The following is a 21094-nucleotide window of genomic DNA, read 5'->3' as shown; positions in this document are numbered from 1 at the left end:
GGATGACATACGATGGATCAAAAACAGATTGAAGAAATTGTACGCAGTGTAATGGCGTCAATGGGCGAGTCGCAGCCGCAGGCCCCCGCAGAATCCGCGCCAGCCTGTAGCGCTAAACAATGTGCCGCGCCTTCAGCGCCTTCAGCGCCTTCAGCGGCGGAAAGCTGCGCGCTGGATTTAGGTTCGGCTGAGGCGAAAGCCTGGGTAGGCGTGGAGAATCCGCATCGCGCGGATGTGTTGGCCGAACTGCGCCGCAGCACCGCTGCGCGCGTGTGTACCGGTCGCGCTGGCCCACGTCCGCGTACCCTGGCGCTGTTGCGCTTCCTGGCGGATCACTCTCGTTCGAAAGATACCGTCCTGAAAGAGGTGCCGGAAGAGTGGGTGAAAGCACAGGGGCTGCTGGAAGTGCGTTCGGAAATCAGCGATAAAAACCTCTACCTGACCCGCCCGGATATGGGGCGTCGTCTGAGCCTGGAGGCCATTGACGCGCTGAAAGCGCAGTGTGTCGCCAGCCCGGATGTCCAGGTGGTGATTTCCGATGGTTTATCGACGGATGCGATTACCGCCAACTACGAAGAGATCCTGCCGCCGCTGCTCTCTGGCCTGAAACAGGCGGGGCTAAAAGTCGGGACGCCGTTCTTTGTACGCTATGGCCGCGTGAAGATTGAAGATCAGATCGGCGAAATTCTCGGCGCGAAAGTGGTGATTCTGCTGGTGGGCGAGCGTCCTGGCTTAGGTCAGTCGGAAAGCCTCTCCTGCTATGCGGTTTACTCACCACGGGTGGCAACCACCGTTGAAGCGGATCGTACCTGTATTTCGAATATTCACCAGGGCGGCACGCCGCCGGTTGAAGCCGCAGCGGTAATTGTGGATTTGGCGAAACGTATGCTGGAGCAGAAAGCATCCGGCATCAATATGACCCGTTAAGGAGGCAACATGCCAGCATTAGATTTGATTCGACCGTCGGTCACCGCAATGCGCGTGATTGCCTCGGTGAATGACGGTTTCGCGCGTGAGCTTAAATTACCGTCACATATACGTAGCCTCGGTCTCATCACGGCAGACTCTGATGACGTAACGTATATTGCGGCAGACGAAGCGACAAAACAGGCGATGGTGGAAGTGGTGTATGGCCGTTCACTGTATGCCGGAGCGGCCCACGGGCCGTCGCCGACGGCCGGTGAAGTCTTGATTATGTTGGGCGGCCCGAACCCGGCGGAAGTGCGGGCGGGTCTGGATGCGATGGTGGCGCATATTGAAGGCGGCGCAGCGTTCCAGTGGGCCAACGATGCGGAAGATACAGCATTCCTGGCGCATGTGGTTTCGCGTACCGGGTCTTATCTCTCATCAACCTCAGGCATCGCGCTGGGCGATCCTATCGCCTATCTGGTGGCGCCGCCGCTGGAAGCGACGTTTGGCATTGATGCGGCGATGAAATCCGCCGATGTCCAACTGGTGACCTACGTGCCGCCGCCGTCAGAAACCAACTACTCTGCGGCGTTTTTAACGGGGAGCCAGGCCGCCTGTAAAGCCGCCTGCAACACCTTTACCGATGCCGTTCTGGATATTGCCCGTAATCCCGTCCAGCGCGCGTAAGAGAGGTAGCGATGATCAATGCACTGGGATTACTGGAAGTGGATGGCATGGTTGCCGCCGTTGATGCGGCGGACGCCATGCTGAAAGCCGCCAATGTGCGATTGCTCAGCCACGAAGTGCTCGATCCCGGCAGGCTGACGCTGGTGGTGGAGGGCGATCTGGCGGCGTGTCGCGCGGCGCTGGATGCCGGAAGCGCCGCAGCACAACGCACGGGCCGTGTTATCAGCCGCAAAGAAATTGGGCGGCCGGAAGACGACACCCAGTGGCTGATCGGCGGCTTTAAGCGCCAGCCAACGAAAGTCGGAAAGACGCCAGATGCGCCTGTTACCTCTGAATCCTCAGAAGCGCTGTTGGCGTTATTAGCATCAGTACGTCAGGGAATGACGGCAGGGGAGGTGGCCGCGCATTTTGGCTGGTCACTGGAGCGCGCCAGAAATGCGCTGGAGCAACTCTTTTCTGACGGGGCGTTGCGTAAACGCAGTAGTCGCTATCGTCTGAAGAAAGTATAACCTGTCGGAGGTGCCGGGGACGTTGCGCCCCGGCTTTGAAGATCATGAAAAAGACTCGTACAGCAAACTTGCACCATCTTTATCATGAAGCGTTACCCGAAGACGTTAAACTTACGCCTCTGGTTGAGGTGGATAATGTTCACCAGCGGCTGACAACGGACGTCTATGAACACGCCCTGACGATAACCGCCTGGCAGCAGATTTACGATCAGCTGCATCCCGGTAAATTTCATGGGGAATTCACGGAAATCCTGCTGGATGAAATTCAGGTGTTCCGTGAGTACACCGGTCTGGCGCTGCGTCAGTCTTGCCTGGTCTGGCCGAACTCCTTCTGGTTCGGTATTCCGGCAACGCGCGGCGAGCAAGGTTTTATCGGCACGCAGTGCATTGGCAGCGCGGAGATCGCCACCCGTCCTGGCGGGACGGAGTTTGAGCTGAGCACGCCGGATGATTACACCATCCTTGGCGTGGTTATCTCGGAGGAGGTGCTTACCCGGCAGGCCAATTTCCTGCATCACCCGGAAAGGGTGCTGCATATGCTGCGTAACCAGTCTGCGCTGGAGGTGAAAGAGCAGCATAAAGCGGCGCTGTGGGGCTTTGTCCAGCAGGCGCTGGCGACGTTCAGCGAGAACCCGGAAAACCTGCATCAGCATGCGGTGCGTAAAGTGCTGGGGGATAACCTGCTGCTGGCGATGGGGACGATGCTGGAAGAAGCGCAGCCGATTATAACGGCAGAAAGCGTCAGCCATCAGAGCTATCGAAAATTGCTGTCCCGCGCGCGGGAATACGTGCTGGAGAATATGTCGGAGCCGCTGACGGTACTCGATCTGTGCAATCAGCTGCACGTCAGCCGCCGCACGTTGCAAAACGCGTTTCACGCGATTCTGGGGATTGGCCCGAACGCGTGGCTGAAGCGGATTCGATTAAACGCGGTGCGAAGGGAGCTGATCAGTCCGTGGTCGCAAAGTTCGACGGTCAAAGAGGCGGCAATGCAGTGGGGGTTCTGGCATCTGGGGCAGTTCGCGACCGATTACCAGCAGCTGTTTGCCGAAAAACCGTCGCTGACGCTGCATCAGCGTATGCGCCAGTGGATGTGATGACATTATTGTGCCGGATGCGACGCTTTGCGTCTTATCCGGCCTACGGGCGCTACCGTTGCAGTTGTAGGCCGAATAAGGCGTTAGCTGTCATCAGGCAAAAACGCGGCCAGGTAAATTATACCCAGTCGCGGACTTTGATAAATTCGCTCAGCGCCGCTTCCGGGCTGCCTTCTTCCGGCTGCCAGTCGTACTCCCAGCGCACCAGCGGCGGCATCGACATCAAAATGGACTCGGTGCGTCCGCCCGTTTGCAGGCCAAACAGCGTGCCGCGATCCCACACCAGATTAAACTCCACATAGCGGCCCCGGCGATAAAGCTGGAAATGACGCTCGCGCTCGCCCCAGGCCATTGCTTTACGCCGCTCGACAATTGGCAGAAAAGCATCGGTATAGCCTTTGCCTACCGCCTGCATAAAGCGAAAGCAGCTGTCGAAATCCGGCGTGTTCAGATCGTCGAAGAAAAGCCCGCCAATGCCGCGCTGCTCATCGCGATGCTTCAGGAAAAAGTAATCGTCGCACCATTTTTTATAGCGCGGATAGACGTCCTCGCCGTAGGGCTGGCACAGATCCCGCGCCGTGCGGTGCCAGTGAATGGCATCCTCTTCAAACGCGTAATAGGGCGTCAGGTCGAAACCGCCGCCAAACCACCAGACTGGCTCCGCGCCGGGCTTCTCCGCAATAAAAAAGCGAACATTGGCATGGCTGGTTGGAATGTACGGGTTCAACGGATGCACCACCAGCGACACGCCCATCGCTTCAAAACTGCGCCCAGCCAGCTCCGGGCGGTGTGCCGTCGCGGAGGCGGGCATCGCGTCGCCGTGAACATGGGAGAAATTTACCCCAGCCTGCTCAAAGACACCGCCGTTACGCAGTACCCGGCTGCGCCCGCCGCCACCCGCGTCGCGCTGCCAGCTATCTTCAACAAAATCAGCGCCATCAACGGCGGCTAACTGCTGGCAAATATCATCCTGAAGGCTGAGCAGGAACTGTTTTACGCGTTGTGCATCGGGTTTCATGATTACCGTTTCTTCGAGTGTGCTTTCTGGTTATCAAACCAGTGGAAATAACTGATCACGCCATTGGCTATCGCGGTGGCGATTTTCTGCCGGAATGCGGTGGTGCCTAACAGACGCTCCTCTTCCGGGTTGGTGATAAATGAGGTTTCTACCAGTACGGAGGGAATTGACGGTGATTTTAGCACCACAAACGCCGCCTGTTCCGTATTGCGACTGTGCAGACGATGCACTGGCTTGATCTTCTTAAGAATATGCGATCCCAGCGTCAGGCTGTTTTTGATGGTGTCGGTTTGCACCAGATCGAACAATACCTGCTGCAACAGATGATCTTTATCGGTCGCTTTTTTTCCCGCGACTTCATCAGCGCGGTTTTCACGGTCGGAGAGGTATTTCGCCATGGCGCTACTGGCGCCGCGATTAGAAAGCGCAAACACCGAGGCTCCTGCGGCGCTGGGGTTGGTAAAACCATCTGCGTGGATGGACATAAACAGATCCGCGCCGTGCTTGTGGGCGATTTCCACGCGATCGTACAGGGGAATAAAGGTGTCGCCCGTGCGTGTCAGGCGCGCATCAATCCCCTGGTTGCGCAAAATCGCGCGCACGTTTTTGGCGATCTCCAGCACGACGTGTTTTTCCTTCGAGCCGTTGCGACCAATTGCGCCGGTGTCGATACCGCCGTGGCCGGGGTCGAGAACAACAATGCGTCTGGCGCCTGCTTTTTTGGCCTTCGGTTTGCTGTGACCATTACTGGTCTTTAGCGCTTCTTCTTTAGCGATGGCGTGCGACATGCCCGACAGCGTCAGAGCCGCCAGCCCGGCTTTCAGCACCTGGCGGCGCGATGTGAGAGTTTTTAAGGGTTTAAAAGTGCTCATACAGCCTGAGTTGTGAAAATTGAGTTCCAGATGTTATATCGTATCGCGTAATCCGTTACGACTGTTCGTGATGAGAATTGTTTTACTTTTCATTTCAATACGTGACAATCCGTCATTATGCCATTTTTTTCGCCGTTTCGCGTCAGATATTGGCTAAATCAGTCGTTCGCGCCATAATCGGAGTTTTAACCTTGAAAAGGGTCTCAATACCATGGAGATACGCGTTTTTCGCCAGGAAGATTTCGAAGAGGTGATCACCCTCTGGGAGCGCTGCGATTTGCTGCGTCCGTGGAACGATCCTGAAATGGATATCGAACGTAAGCTGAACCATGACGTCAGCCTGTTCCTGGTTGCTGAGGTGAATGGCGAGGTGGTCGGTACGGTCATGGGCGGCTATGACGGCCATCGGGGTTCTGCCTATTATCTTGGCGTACACCCGGAGTTTCGCGGTCGTGGCATCGCCAACGCGCTGTTGAACCGGCTGGAGAAAAAGCTCATTGCTCGCGGCTGTCCGAAAATCCAAATCATGGTGCGGGAAGACAACGACATTGTACTGGGCATGTACGAGCGCCTGGGTTATGAACATTCGGACGCGTTAAGTCTGGGCAAGCGTCTGATTGAAGATGAAGAGTACTGAGTTTCATCCTGCTGACTACGACGGTCATGGGCGCTTGCGCCTGCCTTTTCTGTTCTGGTGCGTGCTGCTGCTTCAGGCGCGTACCTGGGTGCTGTTTGTGATTGCTGGCTCCTCCCGCGAGCAGGGCAATACGCTGCTGAATCTGTTTTATCCCGATCACGATACGTTCTGGCTGGGGTTGTTGCCCGGCGTCCCGGCGGTACTGGCGTTTTTACTGAGCGGGCGGCGCGACGCTTTCCCGGTGCTGTGGCGCGGGCTGCGCGGCTTGTTGATTCTGGCGCAGGGCGTTCTGCTCTGCTGGCAACCGGTACTGTGGCTGTACGGTGAACCGGTAAACGGCATCGGGCTGGCGCTGGTGGTGGCCGATATTGTCGCGCTTATCTGGTTGCTCTCTAACCGCCGTGTACGCGCCTGCTTTGCGCCGGTAAAAGAATAACGGCACTTTTTGGCGAAACCGGACTCCAAACAACGTTGATTAATAAAGAAAGGAAGTGAGATGAAATCGCTGCGTTTGATTTTATGCGCAATGCCGCTGGTGCTGAGCGGCTGTTCAACCCTCTCGTCGGTGAACTGGTCTGCTGCGAATCCGTGGAACTGGTTTGGCTCGTCGACAGAGGTCACTGAGCAGGGCGTTGGGACATTAACTGCGTCCACGCCGCTGGATGAAAAAGCGATTACTGACGCGCTGGATGGCGACTATCGCCTGCGTAGCGGAATGAAAACCCAGAACGGCAACGTGGTGCGTTTTTTTGAAGCGATGAAAGAGGACAAGGTTGCGCTGGTTATCAATGGCGACCAGGGAACCATCAGCCGTATTGATGTGCTGGACAGCGATATTCCATCGCAGGCAGGCGTCGAAATCGGTACGCCGTTTAGCGACCTTTATAGCAAAGCCTTCGGTAACTGCCAGAAAGCGACGGGCGATGACAGCGCGTCGGTCGAGTGTAAAGCACAAGACAGTCAACATATTAGCTATCTGTTCTCCGGCGAGTGGAACGGCCCGGAAGGGTTAATGCCTCCTGACGACACGCTGAAGAACTGGAAAGTGAGCAAAATCATCTGGCGCCGTTAATTTGCGTCTGAACAAACCGCCTCGCTGAAAAAACGGGTACAATACGCCCATCAATGCCACGCAGCCGTGGCATTCTTATTTTTCAGGAGGAACAATGTCTCAGGTTCAAAGTGGCATTTTGCCAGAACACTGCCGCGCGGCGATTTGGATTGAAGCCAATGTAAAAGGGGATGTCGATGCCCTGCGTGCGGCCAGCAAAGCGTTTGCCGATAAACTGGCAACCTTCGAAGCGAAATTCCCTGACGCGCATCTGGGCGCGGTTGTCGCATTTGGCAACAACACTTGGCGCGCCCTGAGCGGCGGCGTTGGGGCTGAAGAGCTGAAAGATTTTATCCCTTACGGTAAAGGTCTGGCGCCAGCAACCCAGTACGATGTGCTGATCCACATTCTTTCACTGCGTCACGACGTGAACTTCTCTGTCGCGCAGGCGGCAATGGCGGCTTTTGGCGAGTGCATCGAGGTGCAGGAAGAAATCCACGGTTTCCGCTGGGTGGAAGAACGCGATCTCAGCGGCTTTGTCGACGGGACGGAAAACCCGGCGGGAGAAGAGGTTCGCCGCAACGTGGCGGTCATTAAAGACGGCGTGGATGCGGGCGGCAGCTACGTGTTCGTTCAGCGCTGGGAACACAATCTGACGCAACTCAACCGCATGAGCGTTCACGACCAGGAGATGATGATTGGTCGTACTAAAGAAGCCAACGAAGAGATCGATGGCGATGACCGTCCGGTCACGTCTCACCTGACCCGCGTGGATCTGAAAGAAGACGGCAAAGGGCTGAAAATTGTGCGCCAGAGCCTGCCATACGGTACGGCCAGCGGCACCCACGGCCTCTATTTCTGCGCTTACTGCGCGCGTCTGTACAATATTGAGCAGCAGTTGCTGAGCATGTTTGGCGATACCGACGGGAAGCGTGATGCCATGTTGCGCTTCACGAAGCCGGTGACGGGCGGCTATTACTTCGCACCGTCTCTGGACAGATTGATGGCGCTGTAATTTCTTTTGCCGGATGGCGGCGTCGTTTTACCCGGCCTACAGAGACTTTTTGTAGGCCGGGCAAGCGAAGCGCCCCCGGCAGTCCTGCCTTATCGGTTACTCATGTTTTAGCGCCGCGTATATCTGATCCACCACCCAACCGTATGTGGCTATCGGCATCAGTCCGCTGTTAAACATATTCGGGTTCTTTTGCGGGTCGGCGACGGGTGAGTGCGGTTTGTTGCTCAGCATCACAATCGCCATCTGATTGGCCGGGTCGATAACGGTCAGCGTCCCTGTCCATCCGGTATGGCCGTATGCCTGCGCGCTGGCCAGCGTGCCGAATGTCGGCGTCATGGACGCATTGCCGTTAACGCGCCAGCCGAGACCAAACGTGGCATCCTCCGGCGAGGATTGCGTGAACATTTTCACGGTTTCCGGGCTGAACAGCGTCACGTTACCGTACCCTCCGCCATTCAGCATGGTCTGCATCAGTACCGCAATATCGCCGGTATTCGAAAACAGTCCTGCATGTCCCGAAACACCGCCCATCGAGTAGAATGCTTTTTCATCATGCACCTGGCCCCATAGGGTGGTCGTGCGGATATTGGGGAAATGAATCACGCCATCCCGGGTATTGCCGTTCAGTTCCGTCGCGGCGATCTGCTGTTGGCGGAAGCCTTTCTGTAGCGGGTTAAAGACCGTATGCGTTAAACCGAGCGGGCGATAGAGGTTCTCTTCAACATAACGATCGAGCGGCTGGCCCGTCACGGACTCCACGATAAACCCAAGCAGCATATAATCCACATCGCTGTAGATGTGTTTCGTGCCGGGGCGGTACGCCAGCGGCGTGCGTTTGATCATCTCCAGCGTGGTGGCTTTATCCTGCGAATACAACTCGCCCGCGACGGCCTGGTTCGGGTATTGCGGGTCAGCGGGGAAACCGCCGGAATGATGCAGCAGATCCGCAATGCGTAACGTGCTTTTCCCTTTAATCGCATCCCCCGGGCGATCGCCAAAATCGGGAATGTATTTCGAGATAAGATCGTCCGGCTGTAATTTGCCCTCTGACATCAGTTTTTGCAGGGCAAAGTTCGTGGCATACATTTTTGTATTTGATGCCAGGTCGTACAGGGTGTCAGTGGTTGCCTTGACGGGATGAGACATCAGGACGCTGCCGTCATATTTTTTAGCCTGACCCCAGGCCTTACGATAAACAATATGACTGTCTTTAATAATGAGCAGGTTAACGCTTGGATAACCGGCATCAACCTGTTGCGCTATCCAGTTATCCAGCGCGTTAAGCCGTTCAATATTAAATCCTGCTTTTTCCGGCGCGGCGTCAGTCAATACCGGAAATGGCGCGGCGCTGGCAGTGCAACTGAGCGCCAGCAGGGAAGCAAAAAGTAATGTCATTTTCATGGTATTAGTCCAGATTCACATTACGGCAGCCAAAGAGAGCGGTAAAAATAAACCCGCCAAGATACGCAATCAGCATTCCTCCGGCATATACCGCCATTGCGGGCAGAATACCTTGCGCGGACGTCATTAACGGCAGCGCCACCAGACCGGATGGGCCAAAGGCGCTGTTTAAGCCCATCGGCAGACCCGACCAGGCCACTAAGCCGATGAAAAGCCCCCCGGCAGCGCCGCCGAGGCAGGCGGTGATAAACGGTTTCATTCGTGGCAGCGTAACGCCGTAAATCAGCGGTTCGCCAACACCGAGTAAGCCGGGAATAATCGCCCCGCGAACCTGGCTGCGTAACACGCTGTGTTTTTCTGCTCGCCAGTAGAGCGCCAGTGCGGCGCCGACCTGACCCGCGCCCGCCATAGAAAGAATAGGGAACAGGCTGTTGAATCCCTGGCTACTCATTAATGCCAGATAGACGGGAATGAAGCCCTGATGGACGCCAAACACCACCGAAACAAGAAACAGACCCGCCAGAACGGCGCAGCCCAGCGGGTTGCTGTTGAGGTGGATAAAGAGCCATGACATCCCTTCGAACAGCCAGCCGCCCAGCGGCATGATGATCAGGTAGGCCAGTGCGGCGGTGACCAGCAGGGTTAACATGGAGGTCAGCAGCATGTCCAGATCGTCGGGCATAAAGCGTCGGATAAAGCCCTCAATACGCGCGCTGGCCCAGGCGGCGATCAGTACGCCGATAATGTTGCCGCGCGGGTCGATCGGCAGGCCAAAGAAGTCCTCAATACCGGAGAAATAGCCCGTGGTGGCGGCAGGGTTGTATCCCAACAGGAACAGCGAGGCGATGATCGCCCCGTTAACGCCGGTGCCGCCGAAAGCCTGCGCGGCGTTATAGCCAATAAGAATGACCAGAAAAGTAAACAGCCCTTTACTGAACACTTTCATAAAGTTCAGGGCGTCGGGAAGCATACCTTGCGCATCGGCCGGAACGTGCAATACCGTACCCAGCAGCGTGGCAATCCCCAGCAGCAGACCCGCAGCAATAAAACCGGGAATGAGTGGCGTAAAAATAGTGGCGAACTTCGACAGGAATTGCTGAATGCCTGAAGTTTGTTTCGCTTTTAGCTGGCTTTTGGTTTTGGCGGCGATATCTGCCGCCTGCGTGACGGTGCCGCTGTTGTCGCTCAGTAGCGCATTCATGGCATCTGCCGCCCGCTGCGCTTTACCGGGGCCAAAAATGACCTGCACCTGGTTATTCGAGAGGACCACGCCTTTCACGCCTTCGAGCGTTTTAATTGCCGGATCGACCCGATCGCTGTCATGTACCGCCAGGCGTAAACGGGTCATGCAGTTCCCGCAGGTGGCAATGTTACCCGGGCCGCCGACCCGGGAGATAATCGTATTCAGGAGATCATTACTGATTTCTTTTGCCATTCGCTTTATTCCTCTTCCAGTACCTGGCGAATGAAGCCGCCATGTTGCTCAAGACGCAGACTGGCTTCTGTTGCGTTGAGGTTTTTCAGTAGCATGACGATAGCGGTTTTGCAGTGACGGCCACAGGCCATCAGCGCGGCTTCAGCCTGTTGCCCGGTGCAGCCTGTCGCATTTTTCACAATATTTACCTGACGCACGTTGAGTTTTTCGTTCGTGGCGACAACATCCACCATCAGGTTGCCAAACACCTTGCCGGATTTAATCATCAGGCCGGTGGACAGCATGTTGAGAATCAGCTTCTGCGCGGTGCCCGCCTTCATACGGGAAGAACCGCTCACCACTTCGGCGCCGACTACGGGCGTGATGGCAAGCTCCGCCGCCTTTGCTACGGCGCTCCCTGGATTACAGGAGATCCCGACCGTCCGGCAGCCGAGCGTACGGGCATATTCCAGACCGGCAATCACATACGGCGTGCGACCGCTGGCCGCAATGCCCACAACCACATCTTTTTCATTGAGTGCGAGGGCCTTCAGGTCGTTGACCCCAAGCTCGCGGTTGTCTTCCGCGCCTTCAATCGCATGCTGTATCGCGCGCTCGCCACCGGCGATCAAACCGATAACCAGGCCTGATTCCACGCCATAGGTCGGGGGGCATTCGCTGGCGTCAAGGATACCCAGGCGACCGGACGTTCCGGCGCCGGTATAAATCAGCCGCCCGCCAGCGCTGACCTGCGCATAAATGATGTCGATAGCCGCGGCGATCTCGGGCAGAACCTGCTCCACGGCGAGTGGAACCGTTTTATCTTCATCATTAATGATGCGGCACATATCGAGGGTGGAAGCCCGGTCAATCTCAAAAGAGGCGCGGTTAACACCTTCGGTAATCATATTTTCAAGTTGCATATTACTTACAGCCTTACAGGTTTAGCGCCCATTTCAGGAATGCTTTTTTCTGGGTGTCGTCAGCTTTCAGATACAGTTGCTGTAGCTGGGAGAGCTGGTCATGCGAAGTGGCGGGCGCCGCCGGGGAAGCGGAGCGCGCCGGAGAAGGTATCATCGTGCTGTCATCGTTGACGATGGCGCTCAGGTCGGTGAACACGGTGATGCTGTCACGGTCGAGAATTTTGATATCAAACGGTACGGGTTTCCCGGCCGCCGTCAGGGTGAATACCGGTTTTTGCGCCATCTGGCTGGCTTCTTTTTCGTCCAGCGGTTTTCCCGCAGACAGTTGCAGATCCACATTGCCGGAAGCGTTAAACGAGATGATATACGGGTTAGACGTCACGCGGCCCCGGTTATTGTTCACCGATTCAGGATTTGCCGGACTGTCGAACTTCACTACCATTTTTTGAGCGCCGTCTGGCAGCGCCACGTCTTTACTAAAAATACTGACTTTTGCCGAACGGGCCGCCAGCACGCTGACGTTATCGCCAATAAAGAGATGCGGAGCGGCAAAAGCCTGGCTGCAAAACAACAGTGCTGCGGCGGACACAAAATATTTCTTCATTTTTACTCTCCCGGAAAAGGGGAATCAGAATTCGTAACGTAAGCCAAGGTGGAAATAGTCATCAGCCGGGTTGCTGCCGCCAAAGGAGACATCATTGCCGTTCGTCCGTTTTTTCCCTTCTTCACCATTACGCCAGGAGTAAGACGCAAATATGGAACTGCGAACGGTGAGTTTGTACTGCGCTTCAAAGGTGGTATCGCGAAGTTTCAGCCCGTCGCCGTCCTCATTTTTCAGATGGCGATAGCCGGTACGTAACGCCCAGTCCGGGCTGACGTTCCAGACCAGCGTTGCTTCGTAATCTTTATCTGTGCTGTCCGCAGAACCGTCGAGGTAGGTCACTTTATCCTGGGCATAGAGCAGGCCGAACATGAAATCGCCCAGGTAGTAGCGGGTGCCGATGCCATAAAAGGTGTACTTATCGACATTATTATCCGACAGCGTGGATGTATCGTCATGGCTCGCTTTCTCTGTCTGACCGGCAATCACCGGCTGGAGGCGGCCAAAATCGCCCATATCGAGCGTATAGCGAAGGGCGGCATTATAACCGTAATCCAGATCGGAGGTGTTGTTGCCCAGAATATAGGCGGTAGAGAAATCAAAATTGCCGAATGTGTTCTGGTACTGAATGGTGCCGTCCTGACGGAAAACCTGTACCGCCGTCGGGTCAACAAAGTTTGCCTGGCGAGCCATTGCGACATCGGAGCTGGCGAACACATCGCCGATATCCGTGAACATGATCAGGCCGGATGACACGCGCCCGCCGGTCAGCTTGCCGTATTCGGCAAAATCGATCCCTGCCCAGACGTAACGCGCGGTGAAGTCATTCGGGTTTTCCGCGCTGATGTTGTTCGCGTACTCTGCGGCATTTACCTGATACTGCGTAAAACCAATAACGGCCAGCTTGTCATTAATCGCCTGGCGGGCGGAGAAACCGATACGCGCGTCAAAATCGCCCGAGGTGTCGCCTGATTTCTTGTCAGAGATATTGAATCCGAGACGCCCGTAGAGATCGATATTCGATCCGTCATTGGCCTGGTAGATCACGGCGGCATGGCTGGCGCTGGTTGCGAGGAGAGTAAAGATTGCCAGGGACTTCAGAGTACGTTTCATTATGATTATCCTTTTCTGTGTGTAGTTTTTTGTTGCTATGAAAGACGCAAGGAATCATATATTCCATAAAAATATTTACAATAGAATCATTGAATCGTAATACAAATATTGTGAGGGCTATCAAATTCTCACCCGCGTTGTGTTATCCTGCGAACAGTGCGTTGGAATTAATGATTCCATGATGACGGGAGCGGAAGAGCGATGTTGTATCTGGCGAAAATGCGTAATGCAGAGGGAGAGTTAACGGAAAATGAACAGAAAATTGCCAGCTTTCTTTTGGCCCATGTCAGCGAGCTAAAAACCGTTTCTTCCCGCAATCTGGCGAAGCAGCTGGAAGTCAGCCAGTCCAGTATTGTGAAATTTGCCCAGAAACTTGGCGCGAAGGGATTCACCGAGCTCAGAATGGCGCTCATTGAGGAGTACAGCGTCAACCGGGAAAAGAAACATGACACGGCGCTGCATCTGCACAGTACGATTACCAGTGAAGACAGCCTGGAGGTGATTGCCCGTAAGCTGAACAGAGAAAAAATGTTCGCGCTGGAGGAAACCTGTAGTCTGATGGATTTCGATCGCCTGAAGCAGGTGATTAACCTGATCAGCAAGGCCCGGCTTATTCAGATTACGGGCGTCGGCGGTTCGGCGCTGGTAGGACGGGATTTATCCTTCAAGCTGATGAAAATTGGTTATCGCGTGGCCTGCGAGGTCGATACCCATGTGCAGGCAACCATTGCTCAGGCCTTGCAGGAAGGGGACGTGCAAATAGCCATTTCCTACAGCGGGTCGAAAAAGGAGATCGTGCTTTGCGCTGAAGCAGCGCGTAAGCAGGGGGCGACGGTGATTGCGATCACCTCTTTGACGGACTCTCCGCTGCGGCGGCTGGCCGATTACACGCTGGATACCGTATCCGGTGAGACCGAATGGCGCAGTTCGTCTATGTCCACCCGAACCGCGCAGAACTCGGTGACCGATCTGCTGTTTGTTGGCATGGTGCAGCTCAATGATGTTGAGTCGCTTCGTATGATTGAGCGCAGCAGCGAACTGATTAATCTTTTAGGCAGGAGCTAGGGACTTTTACGTAAGATTTACCCTAATTAGTGAGCTGTTCCGCAGCACTTATTTGTTTTTTCTGTATTTTCAATGTTAATGGAGTGTAAGGCTTCATCGTAGTTTCGCTGGAGACGAGAGTAGCGCATAAGACGCACCGCTTATGCGCTGCAACAGACTGAAAAGGAGAACATTGAAATGGGTAAACTCACGGGCAAAACGGCATTGATTACCGGCGCGTCACAGGGCATTGGCGAGGGGATCGCCAGAGTGTTTGCTCGCCACGGCGCGAATTTAATTTTGCTGGATATCTCCGATGAGGCGGAAAAACTGGCGGATGAGCTGGGCGGACGCGGTCATCGTTGTACCGCCATCAAAGCGGATGTCAGGGATTTTGCATCGGTCGCGGCGGCAGTGGCGCGCGCGAAAAAGATAGAAGGTAAAATTGATATTCTGGTCAACAATGCGGGTGTTTGCCGGTTGGGCAACTTCCTCGACATGAGCGAAGAAGATCGCGATTTCCATATCGATATTAATATCAAAGGCGTCTGGAACGTCACAAAAGCCGTTCTGCCGGAAATGGTTGAACGCAAAGATGGGCGTATCGTCATGATGTCCTCCGTGACCGGGGATATGGTGGCCGATCCAGGCGAAACGGCTTATGCCCTGTCTAAAGCGGCGATTATCGGACTCACCAAGTCCCTGGCCGTGGAGTATGCGCAGTCCGGCGTTCGTGTGAACGCAATCTGTCCGGGTTATGTCCGCACGCCGATGGCGGAAAATATTGCCCGTCAGTCTAATCCTGACGATCCTGAATCGGTACTCACCGAAATGGCGAAAGCGATCCCGATGCGCCGTCTGGCCTGTCCGCTCGAAGTGGGTGAACTGGCGGCCTTCCTGGCGTCGGATGAGTCCAGCTATTTGACCGGGACGCAAAACGTGATTGATGGCGGCAGCACGCTGCCTGAAAGCGTGAGCGTGGGTGTCTGATTAACGCCGCTTTCCTCCTCACCGCATGTGGGGAGGGATTCTCTTATTCCCTTTTCGACTTTCAAATCATCAAACGGTATATAAAACCGTTACTCCTTTCGTACCCGTTATAAATATTATGACCATAAGAAAGTCATCAAATTTATAAGGGTGCGCAATGGCTGTTAACTTACTGAAAAAAAGATACCTGGCGCTGAGCGCGATGCTGTTGTTGGTCACGCAGGCGCAGGCAACAGAGCTGCTGAACAGCTCATACGACGTTTCTCGCGAACTGTTTGCCGCCCTTAATCCGCCGTTTGAACAGCAGTGGGCGAAAGATAACGGCGGCGATAAGCTGACCATCAAACAGTCTCACGCCGGTTCGTCAAAACAAGCGCTGGCGATCCTGCAAGGGCTGAAAGCTGACGTAGTGACCTATAACCAAGTCACGGATGTGCAGATCCTGCATGACAAAGGCAAGCTGATCCCTGCCGACTGGCAAAGCCGTTTGCCGAATAACAGTTCACCGTTCTATTCCACGATGGGATTCTTGGTGCGCAAAGGGAATCCGAAAAATATCCATGACTGGAATGACCTTGTGCGTTCCGATGTAAAACTGATTTTCCCGAACCCGAAAACCTCAGGCAACGCCCGTTACACCTATCTGGCTGCATGGGGCGCGGCGGATAAAGCTGACGGTGGCGATAAAGCCAAAACCGAGCAGTTTATGACCCAGTTCCTGAAGAACGTCGAAGTGTTTGACACCGGCGGTCGCGGCGCGACCACCACCTTTGCGGAACGCGGCCTGGGCGATGTGCTGATTAGCTTTGAATCGGAAGTGAATAACATCCGTAAACAGTATGAAGCGCAGGGATTTGAAGTCGTTATCCCGAAAACCAATATTCTGGCCGAATTCCCGGTGGCATGGGTGGATAAAAACGTACAGGCCAACGGTACTGAAAAAGCGGCGAAGGCTTACCTGAACTGGCTCTACAGCCCGCAGGCGCAGACCATCATCACCGACTTCTACTACCGCGTGAATAACCCGGAAGTGATGGACAAACTGAAAGATAAATTCCCACAGACCGAACTGTTCCGCGTGGAAGATAAGTTTGGCTCCTGGCCGGAAGTGATGAAAACCCACTTCGGCAGCGGCGGCGAGCTGGACAAACTGTTGGCGGCGGGGCGTAAGTAATGTTCGCAGTATCGACAAGACGTGTGCTGCCCGGCTTTACCTTAAGCCTCGGAACCAGCCTGTTGTTCGTCTGCCTGATATTGCTGCTTCCGTTGAGCGCGCTGGTGATGCAGCTGGCGCAAATGAGCTGGGCGCAATACTGGGAGGTTATCACCAACCCGCAGGTGGTGGCGGCCTACAAAGTCACGCTGTTGTCGGCGTTTGTGGCATCAATCTTCAACGGCGTATTTGGCCTGCTGATGGCGTGGATCTTAACCCGCTATCGCTTTCCGGGACGTACTCTGCTGGATGCGCTGATGGATCTGCCGTTTGCCCTGCCGACGGCGGTGGCGGGTCTGACGCTGGCGTCATTGTTTTCCGTGAACGGTTTTTACGGCGAATGGCTGGCGAAGTTTGATATCAAAGTGACTTACACCTGGCTTGGCATCGCGGTAGCGATGGCTTTTACCAGCATCCCGTTTGTGGTGCGCACGGTGCAGCCGGTACTGGAAGAGTTAGGCCCGGAATATGAAGAAGCGGCGGAAACGCTCGGCGCAACGCGCCTGCAAAGTTTCCGCAAAGTGGTGTTGCCGGAGCTGTCTCCTGCGCTGGTGGCGGGTATTGCGCTCTCGTTTACCCGAAGCCTCGGCGAGTTCGGCGCGGTGATTTTTATTGCCGGGAACATTGCGTGGAAAACTGAAGTGACCTCGCTGATGATTTTTGTTCGTTTGCAGGAGTTTGACTATCCGGCGGCCAGCGCGATTGCGTCGGTGATCCTCGCGGCGTCGTTGTTGCTGCTGTTCTCGATTAACACCCTGCAAAGTCGCTTTGGTCGACGTGTGGTAGGTCACTAATGGCGGAAGTTACCCAATTGAAGCGTTATGACGCCCCCCGCATTAACTGGGGAAAATGGTTTCTGATTGGCACCGGGATGCTGGTTTCGGCGTTTATTTTGCTGGTGCCGATGATTTATATCTTCGTACAGGCCTTCAGCAAAGGGCTGATGCCGGTCTTACAGAACCTGGCCGACCCGGACATGCTGCACGCGATCTGGCTGACGGTGTTGATTGCGCTGATTGCCGTACCGGTAAACCTGGTGTTTGGCGTTTTGCTGGCGTGGCTGGTGACGCGCTTTAATTTTCCCGGTCGCCAGCTGCTGCTGACGCTGCTGGATATTCCGTTTGCCGTCTCGCCGGTGGTGGCCGGTCTGGTCTACCTGCTGTTTTACGGCTCGAACGGCCCGCTGGGCGACTGGCTGGATGAGCACAACCTGCAAATTATGTTTGCCTGGCCGGGGATGGTGCTGGTCACTATTTTCGTCACCTGTCCGTTTGTGGTGCGTGAACTGGTGCCGGTTATGCTGAGTCAGGGCAGTCAGGAAGATGAAGCGGCGATTCTGCTTGGCGCTTCCGGCTGGCAGATGTTCCGTCGCGTTACGTTGCCTAATATTCGCTGGGCGCTGCTGTACGGCGTGGTGCTGACCAACGCGCGCGCCATTGGCGAGTTCGGCGCGGTGTCGGTGGTTTCCGGCTCGATTCGCGGCGAAACCCTGTCGCTGCCGTTACAGATTGAATTACTGGAGCAGGACTACAACACCGTCGGCTCCTTTACCGCCGCCGCGCTGCTGACGCTGATGGCGATTATTACCCTGTTTTTGAAGAGTATGTTGCAATGGCGCCTGGAAAATCAGGAAAAACGCGCGCAACAGGAGGAAAATCATGAGCATTGAGATTGCCAATATTAAGAAGTCTTTTGGTCGCACCCAGGTGCTGAACGATATCTCGCTGGATATTCCTTCAGGTCAGATGGTTGCCTTGCTGGGGCCGTCCGGTTCCGGTAAAACCACGCTGCTGCGTATTATTGCCGGGCTGGAGCATCAGACCAGCGGGCACATTCGTTTTCACGGTACAGACGTAAGCCGTCTGCACGCGCGCGATCGTAAAGTCGGCTTTGTTTTTCAGCACTATGCGCTGTTTCGTCATATGACGGTGTTCGACAATATCGCCTTTGGCCTGACGGTTCTGCCGCGTCGCGAACGTCCGAATGCGGCGGCCATTAAAGCGAAAGTGACGAAACTGCTGGAAATGGTGCAACTGGCCCATCTGGCGGAGCGTTTTCCGGCACAGCTTTCCGGCGGGCAGAAACAGCGCGTGGCGCTGGCGCGCGCGTTAGCGGTTGAGCCGCAGATCCTGCTGCTGGATGAACCGTTTGGCGCGCTTGATGCGCAGGTGCGTAAAGAGCTGCGCCGCTGGCTGCGTCAGCTGCATGAAGAGTTGAAATTCACCAGCGTGTTTGTCACCCACGATCAGGAAGAGGCTACGGAAGTGGCGGATCGCGTGGTGGTGATGAGCCAGGGCAACATTGAACAGGCCGATGCGCCGGATCAGGTGTGGCGTGAACCCGCCACCCGCTTTGTGCTGGAGTTTATGGGCGAAGTGAACCGTTTGCAGGGGACTGTTCGCGGCGGTCAGTTCCACGTTGGCGCGCATCGCTGGCCGCTGGGGTATACGCCAGCGTACCAGGGAGCGGTCGATCTGTTCCTGCGTCCGTGGGAGGTGGATGTCAGCCGCCGCACCAGTCTGGATTCCCCGCTGCCGGTACAGGTGCTGGAGGCCAGTCCGAAAGGTCACTACACCCAATTAGTCGTGCAGCCTCTGGGGTGGTATAACGAACCGCTGACGGTGGTGATGCAGGGGGATAATCCCCCACAGCGCGGCGAGCGGCTGTTTGTCGGGCTGCAAAATGCGCGGTTGTACAACGGCAACCAGCGCATTGAGACGCGCGAAGAGGAGCTTGCTCTGGCAGAATCGGCCTGATAGGTTAATATCACGTAGTTTTGCCGGGTGGCGCTGCGCTGACCCGGCCTACAATATGATCTGCGTCGGCCCGGTAAGCGAAGCGCCACCGGGCTTTTTACTGGACAGAGAAGTGAACACATTAGAACAAACAATTGGCAATACGCCTCTGGTGAAATTGCAGCGGATGGCGCCGGATAACGGCAGTGAAATTTGGGTCAAGCTGGAAGGCAATAACCCTGCCGGGTCAGTGAAAGACCGGGCGGCGCTGTCGATGATCGTCCAGGCAGAAAAGCGCGGGGAAATTAAGCCCGGCGATGTGCTGATTGAAGCGACCAGCGGCAATACCGGTATTGCGCTGGCGATGATTGCCGCACTGAAAGGCTATCGCATGAAACTGCTGATGCCGGACAACATGAGCCAGGAGCGCCGTGCGGCGATGCGCGCCTATGGCGCGGATCTGATACTGGTGTCTAAAGAGCAAGGGATGGAAGGCGCGCGCGATTTGGCGCTGGAAATGGCCGAACGCGGCGAAGGTAAGCTGCTCGACCAGTTTAACAATCCCGACAACCCTTACGCGCACTACACCACGACCGGGCCGGAAATCTGGCAGCAAACCTCAGGTCGCATCACCCACTTTGTCTCCAGTATGGGAACAACCGGTACGATTACCGGTGTGTCGCGCTTCCTGCGCGAACAGGAAAAACCGGTAACGATTGTTGGCCTGCAACCGGAAGAGGGCAGCAGCATTCCGGGGATTCGTCGCTGGCCCGCAGAATATATGCCGGGTATTTTTAATGCTCAGCTTGTGGATCAGGTGCTGGATATTCACCAGAGCGAGGCGGAAAACACCATGCGCGAACTGGCAGTACGCGAAGGTATTTTCTGCGGCGTGAGTTCTGGCGGCGCGGTTGCCGGTGCGTTACGCGTTGCCCGCGCGACGCCGGGGGCCGTGGTGGTGGCGATCATCTGCGATCGCGGCGATCGCTATCTTTCTACCGGCGTCTTTGGCGAAGAACACTTCAGCCAGGGGGCTGGGATTTAGCCTGTAGGCCTGATAAGCGTAGCGCCATCCGGCAACCGTAAAGTACGATCGCCGGATGACGACGCAAAGCGTCTCATCCGGCCTGCAACGTCAAGCGTTACGTTTCTCAACCAGCAGGTCGAGGAAGCGCCACAGTTTCTCGTTCATCTCCTGATAATTCCACTCGCGCATTTCGGCGTTCGAGCGAATAAAGCGCTTCCCTTTTGCCGCAGCCAGTTCCTGTTCTGAATGCTGGATCAGCCCTTCTACCGCCTCGGCGGTAAACTCCATATGGCACTGAAAACCGTAGACGGCGTTACCGTATTGCACGATCTGGCGCGGACATCCTTCGCTTGTCGCGAGAACGACCGACTGATCGGTTAACCCTGGCATATCGTTGTGCCAGTGCCCGACCACAAGCGGGGAGCCGAAATGAGCGAGCAGCGGATTCTGTTTCCCGGCTTCCGTTAGCGTAATCGGGTAGTGGCCGATCTCCTTTTCCGGGCTCTGGCGTACTTTTGCGCCCAGCGCCTCACCAATCAACTGGGAACCAAGACAGATGCCGATCACAATACGACGCGCAGAGATCGCCTGATTAATAAGCCGCTGCTCCGCTAAAGAGTCAAAATACGGGCACTCTTCGAGCGTAGTACGCGGTGACTGCGGGCCGCCAAACACCACCAGCATATCGAAACCATCCGCATTGGCGGGGACAGGTTCACCGGCATACACGCGGGACCAGGAGAGGGGATAACCGCGATCCTCAGCCCATTGCAGGTAGGCTCCGGCAGATTCGAAAGACTCATGAACGACAAAATGAACTCGCACTTTTTCTCTCCTG

General features: G+C 55.6%; 23 protein-coding genes. 15 read left to right on the top strand and 8 right to left on the bottom strand.

Features of this window, described 5'->3' with window-relative positions:
* The first annotated feature begins 12 nt into the window (after positions 1 to 12).
* From eutC to eutR, 4 genes are read left to right on the top strand one after another with little or no spacing between them, the layout of a single operon-like run.
* Positions 13 to 927: an ethanolamine ammonia-lyase subunit EutC gene (gene eutC, locus OGV50_RS16560; RefSeq protein ID WP_286488639.1), complete on the top strand. Its 915-nt coding sequence runs from the start codon at positions 13 to 15 to the stop codon at positions 925 to 927.
* Between the two features lie 9 nt (positions 928 to 936).
* Entirely contained in the window at positions 937 to 1596 is a 660-nt protein-coding gene (eutL, locus tag OGV50_RS16555) for an ethanolamine utilization microcompartment protein EutL (protein ID WP_286488638.1), read from the top strand.
* Positions 1597 to 1607: 11 nt separating this feature from the next.
* Positions 1608 to 2105: an ethanolamine utilization microcompartment protein EutK gene (gene eutK / locus OGV50_RS16550; protein ID WP_012131340.1), complete on the top strand. Its 498-nt coding sequence runs from the start codon at positions 1608 to 1610 to the stop codon at positions 2103 to 2105.
* A 44-nt stretch (positions 2106 to 2149) separates the two neighbouring features.
* Entirely contained in the window at positions 2150 to 3202 is a 1053-nt protein-coding gene (gene eutR / locus OGV50_RS16545; RefSeq protein ID WP_012131341.1) for an HTH-type transcriptional regulator EutR, read from the top strand.
* A 118-nt stretch (positions 3203 to 3320) separates the two neighbouring features.
* Here the strand turns inward: eutR and hemF are convergent, their stop codons facing one another.
* Positions 3321 to 4220: an oxygen-dependent coproporphyrinogen oxidase gene (hemF, locus tag OGV50_RS16540; protein ID WP_101744322.1), complete on the bottom strand. Its 900-nt coding sequence runs from the start codon at positions 4218 to 4220 to the stop codon at positions 3321 to 3323.
* A 2-nt stretch (positions 4221 to 4222) separates the two neighbouring features.
* Entirely contained in the window at positions 4223 to 5092 is an 870-nt protein-coding gene (gene amiA / locus OGV50_RS16535; protein WP_071258031.1) for an N-acetylmuramoyl-L-alanine amidase AmiA, read from the bottom strand.
* 211 nt (positions 5093 to 5303) lie between these two features.
* Here amiA and OGV50_RS16530 point away from each other — a divergent pair, with 211 nt between their 5' ends.
* From OGV50_RS16530 to yfeX, 4 genes are all read left to right on the top strand, one after another.
* On the top strand, positions 5304 to 5729 hold the full coding sequence (locus OGV50_RS16530; protein WP_012131345.1) for a GNAT family acetyltransferase: 426 nt from the start codon (positions 5304 to 5306) through the stop codon (positions 5727 to 5729).
* The gene (locus tag OGV50_RS16525) at positions 5716 to 6165 is read left to right on the top strand and encodes a DUF2919 domain-containing protein (protein WP_114848617.1); all 450 of its coding nucleotides are present in this window, start codon (positions 5716 to 5718) and stop codon (positions 6163 to 6165) included. The genes OGV50_RS16530 and OGV50_RS16525 overlap by 14 nt, the downstream gene beginning before the upstream one ends.
* Positions 6166 to 6225: 60 nt before the next feature.
* The gene (locus OGV50_RS16520) at positions 6226 to 6801 is read left to right on the top strand and encodes an RpoE-regulated lipoprotein (protein WP_200090885.1); all 576 of its coding nucleotides are present in this window, start codon (positions 6226 to 6228) and stop codon (positions 6799 to 6801) included.
* Between the two features lie 94 nt (positions 6802 to 6895).
* The gene (gene yfeX / locus OGV50_RS16515; RefSeq protein WP_200090878.1) at positions 6896 to 7795 is read left to right on the top strand and encodes a porphyrinogen peroxidase; all 900 of its coding nucleotides are present in this window, start codon (positions 6896 to 6898) and stop codon (positions 7793 to 7795) included.
* A 96-nt stretch (positions 7796 to 7891) separates the two neighbouring features.
* On the opposite strand, the gene pbp4b is transcribed toward yfeX, so the two are convergent.
* Genes pbp4b through OGV50_RS16490 form a run of 5 tightly spaced genes read right to left on the bottom strand, consistent with a single transcriptional unit; the run spans position 7892 to position 13247 of the window.
* Positions 7892 to 9196: a penicillin binding protein PBP4B gene (pbp4b, locus tag OGV50_RS16510; RefSeq protein WP_047462148.1), complete on the bottom strand. Its 1305-nt coding sequence runs from the start codon at positions 9194 to 9196 to the stop codon at positions 7892 to 7894.
* A 4-nt stretch (positions 9197 to 9200) separates the two neighbouring features.
* On the bottom strand, positions 9201 to 10631 hold the full coding sequence (gene murP / locus OGV50_RS16505) for a PTS N-acetylmuramic acid transporter subunit IIBC (RefSeq protein ID WP_012131350.1): 1431 nt from the start codon (positions 10629 to 10631) through the stop codon (positions 9201 to 9203).
* Between the two features lie 5 nt (positions 10632 to 10636).
* Positions 10637 to 11533, bottom strand: a complete 897-nt coding sequence (gene murQ / locus OGV50_RS16500) for an N-acetylmuramic acid 6-phosphate etherase (RefSeq protein ID WP_115608984.1) — start codon at positions 11531 to 11533, stop codon at positions 10637 to 10639.
* 13 nt (positions 11534 to 11546) lie between these two features.
* On the bottom strand, positions 11547 to 12137 hold the full coding sequence (locus tag OGV50_RS16495) for a DUF2057 family protein (RefSeq protein WP_012131352.1): 591 nt from the start codon (positions 12135 to 12137) through the stop codon (positions 11547 to 11549).
* A gap of 24 nt (positions 12138 to 12161) precedes the next feature.
* On the bottom strand, positions 12162 to 13247 hold the full coding sequence (locus OGV50_RS16490) for a porin (protein ID WP_012131354.1): 1086 nt from the start codon (positions 13245 to 13247) through the stop codon (positions 12162 to 12164).
* Positions 13248 to 13448: 201 nt separating this feature from the next.
* On the opposite strand from OGV50_RS16490, the gene murR reads away from it, so the two are divergent.
* The 7 genes from murR (at position 13449) to cysM (ending at position 20274) form a co-directional block, all read left to right on the top strand.
* On the top strand, positions 13449 to 14312 hold the full coding sequence (gene murR / locus OGV50_RS16485; protein ID WP_012131355.1) for an HTH-type transcriptional regulator MurR: 864 nt from the start codon (positions 13449 to 13451) through the stop codon (positions 14310 to 14312).
* Positions 14313 to 14489: 177 nt separating this feature from the next.
* Complete coding sequence (ucpA, locus tag OGV50_RS16480; protein WP_012131356.1) at positions 14490 to 15281, top strand: SDR family oxidoreductase UcpA; 792 nt, start codon at positions 14490 to 14492, stop codon at positions 15279 to 15281.
* A 157-nt stretch (positions 15282 to 15438) separates the two neighbouring features.
* Complete coding sequence (gene cysP / locus OGV50_RS16475; RefSeq protein ID WP_058667843.1) at positions 15439 to 16455, top strand: thiosulfate/sulfate ABC transporter substrate-binding protein CysP; 1017 nt, start codon at positions 15439 to 15441, stop codon at positions 16453 to 16455.
* A complete protein-coding gene (cysT, locus tag OGV50_RS16470) occupies positions 16455 to 17288 on the top strand; it encodes a sulfate/thiosulfate ABC transporter permease CysT (RefSeq protein WP_012131358.1) in 834 nt (277 codons plus the stop codon). The genes cysP and cysT overlap by 1 nt, the downstream gene beginning before the upstream one ends.
* Positions 17288 to 18163: a sulfate/thiosulfate ABC transporter permease CysW gene (cysW, locus tag OGV50_RS16465; protein ID WP_012131359.1), complete on the top strand. Its 876-nt coding sequence runs from the start codon at positions 17288 to 17290 to the stop codon at positions 18161 to 18163. Before cysT ends, cysW begins: the two co-directional genes overlap by 1 nt.
* Entirely contained in the window at positions 18153 to 19250 is a 1098-nt protein-coding gene (cysA, locus tag OGV50_RS16460) for a sulfate/thiosulfate ABC transporter ATP-binding protein CysA (RefSeq protein WP_071258012.1), read from the top strand. Before cysW ends, cysA begins: the two co-directional genes overlap by 11 nt.
* A 112-nt stretch (positions 19251 to 19362) precedes the next feature.
* Positions 19363 to 20274: a cysteine synthase CysM gene (gene cysM / locus OGV50_RS16455; protein ID WP_024130134.1), complete on the top strand. Its 912-nt coding sequence runs from the start codon at positions 19363 to 19365 to the stop codon at positions 20272 to 20274.
* A 90-nt stretch (positions 20275 to 20364) separates the two neighbouring features.
* Here the strand turns inward: cysM and OGV50_RS16450 are convergent, their stop codons facing one another.
* On the bottom strand, positions 20365 to 21081 hold the full coding sequence (locus OGV50_RS16450; RefSeq protein ID WP_012131362.1) for a type 1 glutamine amidotransferase: 717 nt from the start codon (positions 21079 to 21081) through the stop codon (positions 20365 to 20367).
* Positions 21082 to 21094 lie beyond the last annotated feature (13 nt).

The sequence above is a fragment of the Citrobacter sp. CK180 genome (genome assembly GCF_030333655.1).
Lineage (GTDB): Bacteria > Pseudomonadota > Gammaproteobacteria > Enterobacterales > Enterobacteriaceae > Citrobacter_B > Citrobacter_B koseri.
This window is presented reverse-complemented; position numbering and strand designations above follow the sequence as displayed.

Coding starts and splice junctions, on each gene's coding strand:
- eutC (WP_286488639.1), top strand. CDS start 13: ATGGATCAAAAACAGATTGAAGAAATTGTACGCAGTGTAATGGCGTCA.
- eutL (WP_286488638.1), top strand. CDS start 937: ATGCCAGCATTAGATTTGATTCGACCGTCGGTCACCGCAATGCGCGTG.
- eutK (WP_012131340.1), top strand. CDS start 1,608: ATGATCAATGCACTGGGATTACTGGAAGTGGATGGCATGGTTGCCGCC.
- eutR (WP_012131341.1), top strand. CDS start 2,150: ATGAAAAAGACTCGTACAGCAAACTTGCACCATCTTTATCATGAAGCG.
- hemF (WP_101744322.1), bottom strand. CDS start 4,220: ATGAAACCCGATGCACAACGCGTAAAACAGTTCCTGCTCAGCCTTCAG.
- amiA (WP_071258031.1), bottom strand. CDS start 5,092: ATGAGCACTTTTAAACCCTTAAAAACTCTCACATCGCGCCGCCAGGTG.
- OGV50_RS16530 (WP_012131345.1), top strand. CDS start 5,304: ATGGAGATACGCGTTTTTCGCCAGGAAGATTTCGAAGAGGTGATCACC.
- OGV50_RS16525 (WP_114848617.1), top strand. CDS start 5,716: ATGAAGAGTACTGAGTTTCATCCTGCTGACTACGACGGTCATGGGCGC.
- OGV50_RS16520 (WP_200090885.1), top strand. CDS start 6,226: ATGAAATCGCTGCGTTTGATTTTATGCGCAATGCCGCTGGTGCTGAGC.
- yfeX (WP_200090878.1), top strand. CDS start 6,896: ATGTCTCAGGTTCAAAGTGGCATTTTGCCAGAACACTGCCGCGCGGCG.
- pbp4b (WP_047462148.1), bottom strand. CDS start 9,196: ATGAAAATGACATTACTTTTTGCTTCCCTGCTGGCGCTCAGTTGCACT.
- murP (WP_012131350.1), bottom strand. CDS start 10,631: ATGGCAAAAGAAATCAGTAATGATCTCCTGAATACGATTATCTCCCGG.
- murQ (WP_115608984.1), bottom strand. CDS start 11,533: ATGCAACTTGAAAATATGATTACCGAAGGTGTTAACCGCGCCTCTTTT.
- OGV50_RS16495 (WP_012131352.1), bottom strand. CDS start 12,137: ATGAAGAAATATTTTGTGTCCGCCGCAGCACTGTTGTTTTGCAGCCAG.
- OGV50_RS16490 (WP_012131354.1), bottom strand. CDS start 13,247: ATGAAACGTACTCTGAAGTCCCTGGCAATCTTTACTCTCCTCGCAACC.
- murR (WP_012131355.1), top strand. CDS start 13,449: ATGTTGTATCTGGCGAAAATGCGTAATGCAGAGGGAGAGTTAACGGAA.
- ucpA (WP_012131356.1), top strand. CDS start 14,490: ATGGGTAAACTCACGGGCAAAACGGCATTGATTACCGGCGCGTCACAG.
- cysP (WP_058667843.1), top strand. CDS start 15,439: ATGGCTGTTAACTTACTGAAAAAAAGATACCTGGCGCTGAGCGCGATG.
- cysT (WP_012131358.1), top strand. CDS start 16,455: ATGTTCGCAGTATCGACAAGACGTGTGCTGCCCGGCTTTACCTTAAGC.
- cysW (WP_012131359.1), top strand. CDS start 17,288: ATGGCGGAAGTTACCCAATTGAAGCGTTATGACGCCCCCCGCATTAAC.
- cysA (WP_071258012.1), top strand. CDS start 18,153: ATGAGCATTGAGATTGCCAATATTAAGAAGTCTTTTGGTCGCACCCAG.